The organism is Cobetia sp. 29-18-1, from assembly GCF_029846405.1.
In the GTDB taxonomy this organism is placed as follows: Bacteria; Pseudomonadota; Gammaproteobacteria; order Pseudomonadales; family Halomonadaceae; genus Cobetia; species Cobetia amphilecti.
In genome coordinates this window covers 233860-247218 of record NZ_JARWKS010000004.1, presented here as the reverse complement: position 1 = coordinate 247218, position 13359 = coordinate 233860, and the positions used below count along the sequence as shown (strand labels likewise).

General features: G+C 64.6%; 12 protein-coding genes. 6 read left to right on the top strand and 6 right to left on the bottom strand.

The genetic code is table 11. The features are described 5' to 3' along the window. The 4 genes from rsxC to QD208_RS05105 all read right to left on the bottom strand — a co-directional run. Positions 1 to 2008 (bottom strand): electron transport complex subunit RsxC (gene rsxC / locus QD208_RS05120; protein WP_279835987.1); only part of this gene is annotated, 2008 nt, incomplete at its 3' end. After that, the gene (rsxB, locus tag QD208_RS05115) at positions 2008 to 2646 is read right to left on the bottom strand and encodes an electron transport complex subunit RsxB (protein WP_043334101.1); all 639 of its coding nucleotides are present in this window, start codon (positions 2644 to 2646) and stop codon (positions 2008 to 2010) included. The genes rsxC and rsxB, both read right to left, overlap by 1 nt. A 1-nt stretch (position 2647) precedes the next feature. Then, positions 2648 to 3229: an electron transport complex subunit RsxA gene (gene rsxA, locus QD208_RS05110; protein ID WP_279835986.1), complete on the bottom strand. Its 582-nt coding sequence runs from the start codon at positions 3227 to 3229 to the stop codon at positions 2648 to 2650. Between the two features lie 16 nt (positions 3230 to 3245). After that, entirely contained in the window at positions 3246 to 3536 is a 291-nt protein-coding gene (locus tag QD208_RS05105; protein WP_279835985.1) for a hypothetical protein, read from the bottom strand. 29 nt (positions 3537 to 3565) lie between these two features. On the opposite strand from QD208_RS05105, the gene QD208_RS05100 reads away from it, so the two are divergent. Beyond that, positions 3566 to 4072 (top strand): DUF3465 domain-containing protein, encoded by a 507-nt coding sequence (locus QD208_RS05100; RefSeq protein ID WP_279835983.1) that lies wholly within the window; start codon positions 3566 to 3568, stop codon positions 4070 to 4072. A gap of 114 nt (positions 4073 to 4186) precedes the next feature. On the opposite strand, the gene metG is transcribed toward QD208_RS05100, so the two are convergent. Then, positions 4187 to 6238, bottom strand: a complete 2052-nt coding sequence (metG, locus tag QD208_RS05095; protein WP_043334104.1) for a methionine--tRNA ligase — start codon at positions 6236 to 6238, stop codon at positions 4187 to 4189. Positions 6239 to 6487: 249 nt separating this feature from the next. Here metG and QD208_RS05090 point away from each other — a divergent pair, with 249 nt between their 5' ends. Then, positions 6488 to 6961, top strand: a complete 474-nt coding sequence (locus tag QD208_RS05090) for a TerB family tellurite resistance protein (RefSeq protein WP_279835981.1) — start codon at positions 6488 to 6490, stop codon at positions 6959 to 6961. 193 nt (positions 6962 to 7154) lie between these two features. Here QD208_RS05090 and QD208_RS05085 read toward each other — a convergent pair whose 3' ends face one another. Beyond that, positions 7155 to 7832, bottom strand: coding sequence for a cell wall hydrolase (locus QD208_RS05085; protein WP_107336341.1), 678 nt, complete (start codon positions 7830 to 7832; stop codon positions 7155 to 7157). Between the two features lie 619 nt (positions 7833 to 8451). Here QD208_RS05085 and QD208_RS05080 point away from each other — a divergent pair. The 4 genes from QD208_RS05080 to QD208_RS05065 all read left to right on the top strand — a co-directional run bounded on the left by QD208_RS05080 (position 8452) and on the right by QD208_RS05065 (position 13198). Next, positions 8452 to 9165, top strand: a complete 714-nt coding sequence (locus QD208_RS05080) for an RNA pseudouridine synthase (protein WP_159055855.1) — start codon at positions 8452 to 8454, stop codon at positions 9163 to 9165. Between the two features lie 162 nt (positions 9166 to 9327). Next, positions 9328 to 10164: an iron-sulfur cluster carrier protein ApbC gene (gene apbC / locus QD208_RS05075; RefSeq protein WP_276315243.1), complete on the top strand. Its 837-nt coding sequence runs from the start codon at positions 9328 to 9330 to the stop codon at positions 10162 to 10164. Positions 10165 to 10289: 125 nt separating this feature from the next. Next, entirely contained in the window at positions 10290 to 10856 is a 567-nt protein-coding gene (gene dcd, locus QD208_RS05070) for a dCTP deaminase (RefSeq protein ID WP_043334107.1), read from the top strand. A 356-nt stretch (positions 10857 to 11212) separates the two neighbouring features. After that, positions 11213 to 13198, top strand: coding sequence for an autotransporter domain-containing protein (locus QD208_RS05065; RefSeq protein WP_279835980.1), 1986 nt, complete (start codon positions 11213 to 11215; stop codon positions 13196 to 13198). Positions 13199 to 13359: the final 161 nt, after the last annotated feature.

Genomic DNA, 13359 nt, shown 5'->3' with positions numbered 1-13359 from the left:
CCTGGGCGGTCTTGAGGGCCTTCTCGGCCTTCTTGACGGCGATATTGGCCGCGGCGCGCGCCGTCTTGAGCGCCTTGAGATCGGCGGCGGGAGTAGCCGCACCGGTTGTCGCAGTGCTGGCTGTCGAAGCGCCGGCAGCCGCCGGGGCAGCTGACTCGCTTGCCTCGCTGGCGGCCTTGAGGGCGCTCTCGGCGCTGGCGAGCTTGGTCTTGGCCGCGGTCACGTTGGCCTCGAGCTTGGCGATATCGCTCTCGGAGCTCTCACCGCCATCCTGGGCTGCCTTGAGGGCCTTCTCGGCCTTCTTGAGGGCGATGTTGGCCGCAGCGCGCGCCGTCTTGAAGGCCTTGATGTCGGTGGCCGGTGCCGGCTGGGCAGCGGCGGCCGTTGTGGTGGCAGGGGCCGAAGTCGTGTCTGCGGCGGCGCTGGCATCGGCGCGGGCGGCGGCGGACTTCTGGGCCGCCTGAGCGCGCTGCTGACGCTTGGCTTCCTTCTCGGCTTCCTCGCGCGCCATGCGCGCCTGCTTGAATTCGAAGCGGTGACGCGCGCGTTCGGACTTGCGCGCCTCGTGCTGGGCGCTGCGAATCTCGCCCTTGGCGAAGCGGTAATACTGCACCAGCGGAATCTGGCTGGGGCAGACATAGGAGCAGGCGCCGCATTCGATGCAGTCCGCCAGATTGTAGAGCTCGGCCTTGTCGAACTCGCGTGCCTTGGAGAACCAGTAGAGCTGCTGCGGCAGCAGCTCGGCCGGGCAGGCCTGCTCGCACATGCCGCAACGGATGCACGGCTGCTCGACCGCCGGTGCCGGCAGTGACTCGGGAGAGGAGGCCAGCAGACAGTTGGTGGTCTTGATGATCGGCAGGGCGTCGCTCTCGAGCGTGAAGCCCATCATCGGGCCACCCATCACCAGACGTGCGATACCCGTCGGCGCCGGCGCCGCCAGACGCAGCAGGTCTGCGATGGAGGTGCCCAGGCGCGCCTCGACATTGTGCGGATGCTGCAACGCCTCGCCGGTCAGGGTGACGACGCGCGAGATCATCGGCTCGCCGAAGCACACCGCACGCTGCACGGCGCGCACGGTGCCCGGGTTGTGCACCACCACGCCGACATCGGCGGGCAGGCCACGGCTGGGCACTTCGCGGTCCGTCAGCAGCTTGATCAGCTGCTTCTCGCCGCCGGAGGGATACTTGATCGGTACCACCACGACTTCGAGGCGTGAATCCAGCGGCGGCAGGCGCTTGTCGGCGCGGCGGGCGCGAATCGCCTGTTCCAGCGCGATGACGGCCTCGGGCTTGTTGTCCTCGATGCCGATCAGGATGCACTCGGGGCCGATCAGGCTGGCGAGAATCTCGAGCCCTTCGATCAGCGCTTCCGGATGCGTGCGCATGGTCAGGTCATCGGCGGTGATGTAAGGCTCACACTCCGCCGCGTTCAGAATCAGGGTGTCGATGGCGTGGCGCTCACGCACCCGCGCCTTCACCGCCGAGGGGAAACCGGCGCCGCCCTGGCCGACCACGCCGGCGTCCTGCAGACGCTGGATCAGGTCCTGGGCTTCCTGCTGACGCCAGTCGCGCCAGGCTTCCAAGCGCGCCCATTCATCGATCTCACCCTCGCGCTCGATCACGATGCACAGGTCTTCCAGGCCCGAGACATGGGGAATCTGACGCGGCTCGATGGCGGTGACCACGCCGGTGATGCTGGCATGCACCGGGGCGGAGATCATGCCCTGGGCGCGCGCGATCAGCTCGCCCGTCTTCACGCGCTGGCCGATCTCCACCAGCGGTTGGGCGGGCGCGCCGATATGCTGGCTGAGTGGCAGCACTACCTCACGGGGTAGCGGGGCGGCTACCAGCGGGGCGCGGTTGGAGAGCGCCTTGTGCTCCGGCGGATGGATACCGCCGTGGAAGTCGAACACGCGCGGCGCGCCCTGACCCTTCTGCGTGTGTTCCGCCTCCGCCGTGGCAGAGGAGCGTGAGGAAGTCACCATGGATTTGAGTAACGACAGAACCATCAGGCGACATTCCTTGCAGATGTGGCAGTAGAATCGGCGGCATCGGTCACGATCAGGTTGCCGCTGAAGCGGGCATTGTCGCGGGTCGGGCCCGCCGGTTGCGGCCAGTGCCAGCTGCGCACGTCAGTGGCGACCGGCACCATGTCGATGCAATCGACCGGGCAGGGTTCGACACACAGGTCGCAGCCGGTGCATTCGTCGGCGATCACGGTGTGCATGTGCTTGGCGGCACCGAGAATGGCATCGACAGGGCAGGCCTGGATGCACTTGGTGCAACCGATGCATTCGTCCTCGCGAATCACCGCCACCTTGGGCGTGTTGTCGCTGTCACCATCCAGCGGCGTGGCCTCACGGCCCAGCAGGTCGGCCAGCGAGGCGATGGTGCTCTCGCCGCCCGGCGGGCACTTGTTGATCTCGTCGCCTTCGGCGATGGCCTGGGCGTAGGGCTTGCAGCCCGGATAACCGCACTGACCGCACTGGGTCTGCGGCAGCAGCTGGTCGATCTGCTCGACGATGGGGTCGCCCTCGACCTTGAAGGCCACGGCGGCAAAGCCGAGCAGACCGCCGAAGACGACGGCCATGGCCACCAGTGCGACGATGGCAGAGATCAGCGTATGGTCGTTGAAGAATTCGAGCATGTCAGATCTGCACCAGTCCGGAGAAGCCGAGGAAGGCCAGCGACATCAGGCTGGCGGTGATCATCGCGATGGCCGGGCCCTGGAAGGGGCGCGGCACATCGGCGACGGCCAGACGCTCGCGCATGGCGGCGAACAGTACCAGCACCAGCGAGAAGCCGACGGCCGCGCCGAAGCCGTAGAGCGTGGCTTCCATGAAGCTGGAATTGCGGTTCAGGGTCAGCAGCGCCACGCCGAGTACCGCGCAGTTGGTGGTGATCAGCGGCAGAAAGATGCCCAGCACCTGATAGAGCAGCGGGCTGGACTTCTTGACCACCATCTCGGTGAACTGCACCACCACGGCGATCACCATGATGAAGGCGATGGTGCGCAGGTACTCGAGCCCCAGCGGCGCGAGGATGAAGTGATAGGTCAGGTAGGCGCACATCGACGACAGCGTGAGCACGAAGGTGGTGGCCAGCGACATGCCCATCGCGGACTCCAGCTTGTTGGAGACACCCATGAAGGGGCACAGGCCGAGGAACTGCACCAGTACGAAATTGTTGACCAGGATGGTGCTGATCAGGATAAGAAGGTATTCACTCATCAGGGGCGTCGCTCGGTCAGGGTGTTTCGAAGGCGCTTCCGTGCTCGCGGCATGCGTGAACCGGCACTTGCAGGCGATCAGGACTGTTGCTGCCGCAAGCTGTCAGGAAGCTGCAGGGCAGGGGATCGTCGAGCGCGGCGGTATTATACGCAAGATGCTGCTGGCCGACAGCCTGTAGCGTGGCAAGCGAGGCGTAGTGTTGCCAGCATGAGACGACCATTGTTTCGCGTTTCGCTTGGTTCTTGAAGTAATAAAGAAGAATTCCTTTATTACTTTTATTGATTATGGCGTGATCAGAGACTTTCACGTCATCCGGGGTGGCACAAGGAGCGGGATATGCGCAGGACAGGAACACGCGGCCGTCGGCCGTTATGGGTCATCATCCTGGTGGTGGCGATGGCGGGCATCTCGCAGCTGACGGGCAATGGCAATTTCTCGCTCTCCCAGCTGTGGAATGACTTCCAGTCGCCGCAGGCCGAGGCGACGCAGGGGGAAGGCGCTTCCTCGGCGGACGAGAGTCGACTCAGGCGCGCCATCAGTGCCCAGCAGAGCGATGTTCAGGTGCGAGGCACGGGGGAGGTGATTCGCCTGCTGCGGGATGACCTCAAGGGCAGCCGCCATCAGAAGTTCCTGATTCGCGTCGCGGGCGGTACCACCATTCTGGTGGCGCACAACATCGATCTTGCGCCGCGTATCGACAGTCTCCGGGTCGGGGACCGCATCGGCTTCTACGGAGAATACGAGTGGACCGACAAGGGTGGCGTGATCCACTGGACGCATCATGACCCCGGCGGCCGGCATGTGGCTGGCTGGCTGGAGCATGCCGGTCGCCGCTACGAGTAGCCGTCTCGGCGTCTGGAGGCAACGCATGAACGACAACGCCCCGCCAGAGAGTCTCTGGCGGGGCGTTGTGCTGAAGAGGCTTCAGTGAGGCTGAATCAGCGCATCATCACTGCATCAAGTGACGCGCTGACCCGGCTTGGCGCCGGTATGCGGCTCCAGCAGGTAGATGCCTTCGTCGTCACCGGCGGCCAGCACCATGCCCTCGGACACGCCGAAGCGCATCTTGCGCGGCGCCAGGTTGGCGACCATCACCGTCAGACGACCTTCCAGCGCTTCCGGCGCGTAGGCGGACTTGATGCCGGAGAACACGGTGCGCGTCTCGCCCCCGATATCCAGCGTCAGCTTGAGCAGCTTGGCCGCCTTCTCGACGTGCTCCGCCTTGACGATCTTCGCCACGCGCAGGTCGGTCTTCATGAAGGTATCGAAGTCGATCTCGTCGGCGATCGGGTCGGCGTCGAGCGGGCTCGGCGCGGCCGCGGCTTCGGCCTTGGCGGTGCCGTCCTTGATCTTCTGCTCCTCGACCAGCACTTCGCGCGAGGCTTCGAGCATCTTGTCGATGCGCTCCGGCTCGACGCGCGTCAGCAGCGGCTTGAACTTGTTGATCGCATGATCGGTCAGCACGCTTTCACGGCTGGCCCAGTCGAGGCTCTCGAGGTTCAGGAAGTCGCGTGCCTTGTCGGTCAGCTCCGGAATCACCGGCGCCAGATAGACCATCAGCTGGCGGAACAGGTTGATGCCCACGGAGCAGACGTCGAGCACTTCCTGCTCGCGGCCGTCTTCCTTGGCCATCGCCCACGGCGCCTTGTCGGCGATGTAGGTGTTGGCTTCATCGGCCAGCTCCATCACCTTGCGCATGGCGCGCGCGAATTCACGGGCTTCGAAGTCTGCCGCGATGCCTTCGCCAGCGGCGATGAAGCGCTCGACCAGCTCCGGCTCGGCGCAGGTGGCGGACAGCTTGCCGTCGCCGAACTTCTTGACGAAACCGGCGCAGCGGCTGGCGATGTTGACCACCTTGCCGACCAGGTCGGAATTCACGCGGGCGGTGAAGTCGTCGAGATTGAGGTCGAGATCATCGACGCCGGAGGTCAGCTTGGCGGCGAAGTAGTAGCGCAGGTATTCCGGGTTGAGGAACTGCGCGTAGGTGTCGGCCTTGATGAAGGTGCCGCGCGACTTGGACATCTTGGCGCCATTGACGGTCACGAAACCGTGGCAGTTGACGCCGGTCGGGGTGCGCATGCCGGCACCTTCCAGCATTGCCGGCCAGAACAGGGCGTGGAAGTAGACGATGTCCTTGCCGATGAAGTGATAGACCTCGGCGTCGGAATCGGCCTTCCAGTAGCTGTCGAAGTCGATGCCCTGCTTCTCGCACAGGTTCTGGAAGCTGGCGAGGTAGCCGATCGGCGCGTCCAGCCATACGTAGAAGTACTTGCCCGGCGCGTCGGGAATCTCGAAGCCGAAGTAGGGCGCATCGCGGGAGATGTCCCACTCGGCCAGACCCGCCTCGAACCATTCCTGCAGCTTGTTGGAAATCTGGCTCTGCACGCGGCCGCTCTTGGTCCACTCCTGCAGGAACTCGGCGAAGTTCGGCAGCTTGAAGAAGTAGTGGGTGGACGTGCGCATTTCCGGCGTGGCGCCGGAGATGGCCGAGACCGGATCGATCAGCTCGGCCGGCGTGTAGGCCGCGCCGCAGGCTTCACAGTTGTCGCCGTACTGGTCTTCGGTCTTGCACTTCGGGCAGGTGCCCTTGATGAAGCGGTCGGCGAGGAACAGGCCCTTGACCGGATCGAACATCTGCTCGATGTCGCGCGTAGCGATATGGCCGGCATCGCGCAGTGCCAGATAGATGCGCTCGCTGTGGGCGCGGTTCTCCGGCGAGTGGGTGGAGTGATAGTTGTCAAAGCCGACGCCGAACTTGGCGAAGTCGGCCTGGTGCTCGTCACTCACACGCTGGATCAGCTGCTCGGCGGTGACACCTTCCTGCTCGGCACGCAGCATGATGGCGGTGCCGTGGGCGTCATCGGCGCACACGTAATGGCATTCGTGGCCACGGCTTTTCTGGAAGCGTACCCAGATGTCGGTCTGGATGTACTCAAGCAGGTGACCCAGGTGGATCGACCCATTGGCATAGGGCAGGGCACTGGTAACCAGAATCTTGCGCGCTGACATGAGGCCTCGTCTTGACGGTAAAGGGCGCCTGCTGCGCAGTGCGCAGCCACTCGCCGGGATGACTCGTGATAAGGGGCGAACGCATCGCCCCGTCGGGATGGGCGCTACTATATCGCGAAGGTGCGGGCGGCGCGAAGGGCGCGTCGCGTCACCGGCAACGCTGGCGTGCGCAACTGCGAGGTTGCAACCCGTGCCGCTGCCCTCATGAAGGATTCAAGGACACTACATTTTCCGTTCCTGGAGGTCAGCATGCCAGCACAGCTATCCGTCGCCGGTCAGATCAATCGTCTCATCCGCCAGGTGATGATGCCCGGCAGCAACGCCCGTCCCAACGAGGAGCCCGGCCCGGAACTCGCCATGGCCGTGCTGATGTTCGAGGTGGTACGCGCCGATGACCATCTCGATGTGCGCGAACGTGAAGCCCTGGCGCGCCAGCTGGCCGAGCGCTTCTCGCTGGGGGATGAGGAACTTGCCAGCCTGCTGACCCAGGCCGAACAGGATGCCGAGCAGGCCACGGACCACTACCGCTTCGTCAAGCAACTCGACGAGCACATGAGCCTTGAGGAGCGCAGCGAGCTGATCGGCATGCTCTGGGAGCTGGCCTACGCCGATGGCGAGCTGGACCCGCAGGAAGAGCATCGCATCCGCCGTCTTGCCGGCCTGCTGCATGTCAGCCACAGCGAGTTCATCCGCACCAAGCTGGCGGCACAGCCAGACACCTGATCCGTCAGGCGTCTTATATACGCTCCCCTATCCAAGCGTCCCTGCCTGGACGCCCCTGTCCAGACACCGCTATTCAGGCATCCTCAAGCAGACGCCCCCGTTGCCAATGGTAGCGGGGGCGTCGTGTTTGCGATTTCGGGTCGCAGTGTCGGCTAGCTCTCAACAGCAGTCATCCAGCGGCAGCGGCTCGCACTCAGTTGCGATAGAACAGGTGCTGACCGATGCGCGCGGTGCGCACGAAGCGCTTGGCCCAGTAGGGCGTGGCGTAGCGGGCGTGGAAGTAGAGGGCGCCGTCGGTGACGTCTTCCAGCTGATGGTTGAGCGCCTGACGGGCCACGTCGCGTGCTTCGGCGTAGGCGGCGGGTTCGCGAATGCGGTCGGAGCGCCCGTCACACCACCAGGAGAACTGGCAGCTGCCGCTTTCGCCACCCTGCTTGACCACGCCGCACAGGCTATCGGGGAAGCGCGGGTCGGCGGCGCGATTGATTACCACATTGACGATGCCCTGCATGCCGCTTCTGCCTTCGCCCTTGGCTTCCCAGTAGGCGGCACGCGCCAGGCAGGTCAGCGGGTCATCCACCGGTCGCTGGCCGTTGGGGTCGATCGCCTTGGCGCCGGCCTTGCTGAGCAGCAGGTTCTCGGGCACATCGCTCTCGCCTTGCACCAGCAGGCTTTCCAGCCGTTCGGCCTTGACGGCTGCCTTGGCCGCGGTGGTCGGTGCGGCAGGCGCGTCCGAGGCGTGCGGCGCGGAGCAGCCCGCGGCCAGCGTCAGGCCGAAGATCAGTACCAGATGACGAAGCGTGCGTGCACTGCTGATGGCGTAGCGCCGAGTGTGAGTCAGTGGGCGGCGCGGTGTGAGAGATAAACGCATGCAAGATACCTGTGAACGTGGCCTGGGAAGCGCAGCAAGGCGGGATGGCGCGCAGGGTCAATCCGGGTCGATCGCACACCTTCGGTTGGCGAGTCACTGACGGAGACTGAAGCGTTGGCCACCGGCTTCCTCGGTAGCGACAGTCGACGCGCAAGCGCATCAGTTTGCCTGACCCTGACCTTGTATGGCCCAGAGTGAGCTTCAACGCAACTCTGACGCTTTGCTGCGCAAAGGGTTCCGCAAGTGTCACCACGCGGTTGCGTAGCGATGGCGCGGGCAGCGCATCGCGCCTGTCAGTGCATGATCAGGCGAGCCAGAGGCAGCCAGATCGCTTGCGCCAGAGGGACGGATGACCAGGCGTAGTGGATCAGATGCGCTGGCGGAGTGCGTCGAAGGACCTGGTAAGGCGCATCAAATGATCTGCTCAAGCGCGCCGCGCCGATTTCTGGCCACGCAGCCTAGCATCTTCAGCGCGTCTCGTCCGTGCCATCCTCGGCGCATGCCGTTATCATGGCGGGCTAGCCTTGATGACCCTGTCAGACTGTCCCACTTCTTTTTATCTGCGCTTCTGCGTGCTGCTGCTCTGCCTGTTGCCTGCGTCGCTGCCTCGAGAGTCCCCATGACCGAACCCGTCCGTCTTTCCAAGTTTCTGGCCCATCAGCAGGGCATCTCGCGTCGTGAGGCCGAGCATCTCATCGCCAAGGGGGTGGTACGTGTCGCGGGCGAGATCGTGGAAGCGCCTTTCTTCAAGGTCACCGATGAGGAAGTCACCGTCGATGAAGGCGCCAGCATGGCACCCATCGAACCGCTGACCCTGGTCTGGTATCAGCCGCCGGGCACGCCGCTGCCGGACCCGCTGACCCTGCGTGACGGCGCGCCGCGCAGTGCGCTCGACAACAGCGGTGCCGACTGGCTCAAGGTGCATTTCCTGTCCCAGCAGCCGCTGGCCGAGCTCGGCGAAGATGAATCCGGTCTCGCCGTGTGGTCACAGAACCGTGGCGTGATCCGCAAGCTGGGCGATGACCTGGACCAGCTGGAGCAGGAGTACGTCGTCGAAGTGGAAGGGACACTGGATGACGAAGGCCTCAAGCGTATCGGCTTCGCGCTGTGCGCCGACATCCGTGGCCGCAAGCCCAAGGTCAGCATCAGCTGGCAGAGCGACACCCGCCTGCGCATCGCCATGAAGCGGGTGCCGGTGGGGGGTATCCGCGGCGCGGTCGAGGAGCAGGGCCTCAAGGTGATCGAGGTGCGTCGTCTGCGTCTGGGCGCGATTCTGCTCGGTCGCATGGCGCCGGGCGAGTGGCGCTTCCTGCCGGTCGACGTGCGCTTCTGAGACGTGCGCTTCTGATTTGCTCCCAGGGCCATGGCTTCCTGAGGCATGGCTACCATGGACATGCTTCATCGGCTTGGCCCGTGTAGCGGTGGCAGGCATACTGTGCCCATCGTGTTCCACGGCTTTTTTCGCTGACAGTTCAGACGCCTGCGCGCCACATTCATCGCGCCGCGCAGGCCGTCACAGGAGTTTCAAGGTATGGAAGGTATCAAGCACATTGTCGCGGTCGCTTCCGGCAAGGGTGGCGTCGGCAAGTCCACCGTCACCGCCAATCTGGCGCTGGCATTGGCGGCGGAAGGTCTCAAGGTCGGCCTGCTGGACGCCGACATCTATGGTCCGAGTCAGGCGCAGATGTTCGGCGTGCCGACCGGTCAGCGTCCGGAGATGGCCGGTGAGCAGGTCTTCAGCCCCATCGAGGCGCATGGCATCAAGACCATGTCGATGGCCTATCTGGTCGACGTGAAGGACCCGATGGTCTGGCGTGGCCCGATGGTCGCCGGTGCCTTCCAGCAGCTGCTCAACCAGACCGCCTGGGGCGAGCTTGATGTGCTGCTGATCGACATGCCGCCGGGCACCGGTGACATCCAGCTGACTCTGTCGCAGAAGGTGCCGGTCTCCGGCGCCGTCATCGTCACCACGCCGCAGGACATCGCACTGCTGGATGCCCAGAAGGGCATCGAGATGTTCCGCAAGGTCAAGGTGCCGGTGCTGGGCGTGGTCGAGAACATGAGCACTCACACCTGCAGCCAGTGTGGCCACAGTGAAGCGGTATTCGGCGCGGGCGGTGGTGAGCGTATCGCCGATGAGTACCAGACTCGTCTGCTGGGCCAGCTGCCGCTGACCCTGAGCATTCGCGAGAATGCCGATGGCGGTCGCCCGAGCGTGATCGCGGAGCCGGACGGCGAAGTGGCCGCGAGCTTCCGCGCCATCGCGCGTCAGGTCTCCGAGTCACTGGAAAGTGCCGGTGCGGACGAAGGCCCGAGCATCAGCTTCAGCTGAGCCCGACGCGCCAGGCGCAAGCCGCGCGTGCCGAGGTTTCCAGCGACACAGCGGGCCGGTATCATGCTGGCCCGCGTTTCATGGCGCTCACGCGTCTCTCCCCATCAGTCAGTCAGGTACGCTCGATGAGCATCAAATCCGACAAGTGGATCCGTCGCATGGCCGAAAGCCACGACATGATCGAACCCTTTGAGCCCGATCAGGTGCGCTTTCACGATGAGCGCCGTGTGATTTCCTACGGCACCTCCAGCTACGGCTACGATGTGCGCTGCTCGGATGAGTTCAAGGTCTTCACCAACATCCATTCGGCGACGGTGGACCCCAAGCACTTCGACGAGAAGAGCTTCGTGGACGTGAAGGGCGACTCCTGCGTGATTCCGCCCAACTCCTTCGCGCTGGCCCGTACCATCGAGTACTTCCGCATTCCGCGTAACGTGCTGACCATCTGTCTGGGCAAGTCCACCTACGCGCGTTGCGGCATCATCGTCAACGTGACGCCGCTGGAGCCGGAGTGGGAAGGCCACGTCACCCTCGAGTTCTCCAACACCACCAACCTGCCGGCGCGTATCTACGCCAACGAAGGCGTGGCGCAGATGCTGTTCCTCGAGTCCGATGAAGTCTGCGAGACCAGCTACAAGGATCGCGGCGGCAAGTATCAGGGCCAGCGTGGCGTGACTCTGCCGCGTACCTGATACCCCTTGCTGCGCGCCTGGGTATTGCGTTTACGCAAGTGACCTGCACGCGGCAAGCCAAGAGAGTGGCAAGCCAAGAGCGCCTCCTTCGGGAGGCGCTTTTTTTGTGCCTGCTCGTGGCGAAGTGTGCCTGCTCGTGGCGATGTGTGCCGACGGTGGCAAGAAAGAGACAACGGTGGCAAGAGAGACGCCGGTGGCAGGTAGCGAGAACGTGACATGCTCGCAAGGCGCTGAGTCTTAGCCGGAAGTTGAACGAAACACGTGATTCAATCACTCGTTTTATTGCCTATGCTTGTCTGCAGGCCACCCCCAGAGTGGCTGCAGGACGGATACCTCCCACAAGCAAGGGGCACGCCATGCCATCGCGTTCACATCGCGCTGTATTCCCGCCGGCCAGCGCCAGCGGTCTGATCAGACGTTTCACCCTCAGCGGTCTCGCCCTCGCCATCAGCACCACCTTGCTGGCGACTCCCGCGCAGGCCTATTCCAACCTCTATCTCTTCGGCGACAGCCTGAGCGATTCCGGCCAGTTCCCCGATACCACCCTGGGCGGCCTCAACAGCCTGCGTTTCACCAACCGCAGCGGCCCGGATTACGAGAACTCGCCCTATGGCAGCGTCTCGACCCAGCTGCTGGCCACGGAACTGGGGCTGGCGGCAGAGCCTTCCACCTCGGTGATCTATCAGCTGGCCGGCTTCAGTGACGGCACCAACTACGCGGTGGGCGGCTATACCACGGCGCAGATTCTGGCCTCGGTGACAGATGAGGATGGCTCCGAGGTGGTCATCCCGCCGGGAAGTACCGGCGCGGGCACGGTGCTCAGGGTCGAGGATGGCTATCTGGTCAGCACCGGCGGCAGTGCTGACCCGGACGCCCTCTATTACGTCAACGGCGGTGGCAACGACTTCCTGCAGGGCGTGATCACCTCGCCGGCCACGGCGGTCGCCTCCGCCGGCAATCTGGCCTCCGCGGTGGAGGCGCTGGCAGCGGCGGGTGCCACCACCATCATGGTTTCCAACCTGCCGGATGTCGGCAGCACCCCGGCCGGCCAGTCGACGGGCGCGGCGCAGGCGGCGGGGACCTCCGCGCTGGTAGACGTCTTCAATGATGCGCTGGGCGCGCGACTGGCGGCGCTGGATGGTGAAGTCAACATCATCCGCCTGGATACCGTCGGCATTCTCGAGGAGGTGCTGGCATCACCGGCCGAGTTCGGCTTCGCCAGCGATGTGCCGCTGACCCAGGTGTGTTTCTCGGACAGCTGCAATGTCACGCCCTACGGGCTGGGCGGCGCCGCGGAAGACCCCGACAAGCTGCTGTTCAATGATGGCGTGCACCCGACCACCGCCGGCCAGGAGATTCTGGCCGACTACGCCTATGCGATGCTCGCCGCGCCCTCGGTGCTGGGGCTGGCGCCGCAGCTGGGCACGGGCGCGCTCAATGCCAGTCAGCGCAGCCTCGGCGATGAATTGCGCCCCGGTGCGCAGGACAGACGCTCCGGGGAGGGCGTGCGCGTGTTCGCCATCGGCTCGGCCAGTGGCGGCACCGGCGATGGCGAGACTTCCACCGGCCAGCAGGGCTTTGACAGCGAGCAGCGCGCTGCGGGTGTCGGCGTGATGTTGCCGCTGGACAACGCGCTCGGCCAGGCCTGGGGCGGTGTTGCCGTCAGTCAGCGCACTGCGGACTTCGATGTCGATGATGGTAGCGAGCTGGAGCTGGAAGGCCAGGTGTTCAGCCTGTTCGCGCGTCAGCAGCTGGGCAGGTTTGGCGTCCAGGCGGTGGCCAGCTACGGCGACTTCGATTACGACCTCGACCGCCATGTCGCATTGGGTCAGTCATCGCGCACCCTGTCCGGTGAGACCGATGGCGATGGCTTCAGCGCCGAGGCGCGTCTCGATTATCGCCTCACCGCCGCCGATTCGCTGTGGTACAACGCGCCCTTCGTGGCCTACCGCCATACCGAGTCCGACATCGATGGCTACACCGAATCCGGCTCTGCCGCCAACGCCCTGAGCGTCTCGGATCAGACGCTGCGCGATCGTCGTGTCGAGGCCGGCTTCATGGTCGACCGCGCCATTGCAGAAGGTTTCGGCCTCTACGGTGAGCTGGCCTACGGCAAGCGTCTGGATGATGACGCCGACAGCGCCGAGGTGCGACTGGCGAGCCTGCCGACCAATGCCTACCGCGGCGAGGATTTGGATCGCGGCAGCGACAACTATCTGCGTGTCGACGGTGGCTGGCGCATGCAGCTGGGCCGCAATGCCATGCTGCATCTGGGCGCCGGCATCGAGACCTGGGATGAGGTGACGGCGCGCGGGGAGGTGGGGGTGAGTTACACCTTCTGAAAGCGAAAGCCGCCGAGAGAGAAGTGAATCAGTAGAAACAAGAAGACCCCGCGACATCGGCATGTCGCGGGGTCTTCTGTTTTCAGTTCGCTGTCAGCGCGCCATCAACTTGCTATCAGCTTGCTATCAGCTCAGTCAGCCTTGCCAGCAAGGCAGCGTCA

Coding starts and splice junctions, on each gene's coding strand:
- rsxB (WP_043334101.1), bottom strand. CDS start 2,646: ATGCTCGAATTCTTCAACGACCATACGCTGATCTCTGCCATCGTCGCA.
- rsxA (WP_279835986.1), bottom strand. CDS start 3,229: ATGAGTGAATACCTTCTTATCCTGATCAGCACCATCCTGGTCAACAAT.
- QD208_RS05100 (WP_279835983.1), top strand. CDS start 3,566: ATGCGCAGGACAGGAACACGCGGCCGTCGGCCGTTATGGGTCATCATC.
- metG (WP_043334104.1), bottom strand. CDS start 6,238: ATGTCAGCGCGCAAGATTCTGGTTACCAGTGCCCTGCCCTATGCCAAT.
- QD208_RS05090 (WP_279835981.1), top strand. CDS start 6,488: ATGCCAGCACAGCTATCCGTCGCCGGTCAGATCAATCGTCTCATCCGC.
- QD208_RS05085 (WP_107336341.1), bottom strand. CDS start 7,832: ATGCGTTTATCTCTCACACCGCGCCGCCCACTGACTCACACTCGGCGC.
- QD208_RS05080 (WP_159055855.1), top strand. CDS start 8,452: ATGACCGAACCCGTCCGTCTTTCCAAGTTTCTGGCCCATCAGCAGGGC.
- dcd (WP_043334107.1), top strand. CDS start 10,290: ATGAGCATCAAATCCGACAAGTGGATCCGTCGCATGGCCGAAAGCCAC.
- QD208_RS05065 (WP_279835980.1), top strand. CDS start 11,213: ATGCCATCGCGTTCACATCGCGCTGTATTCCCGCCGGCCAGCGCCAGC.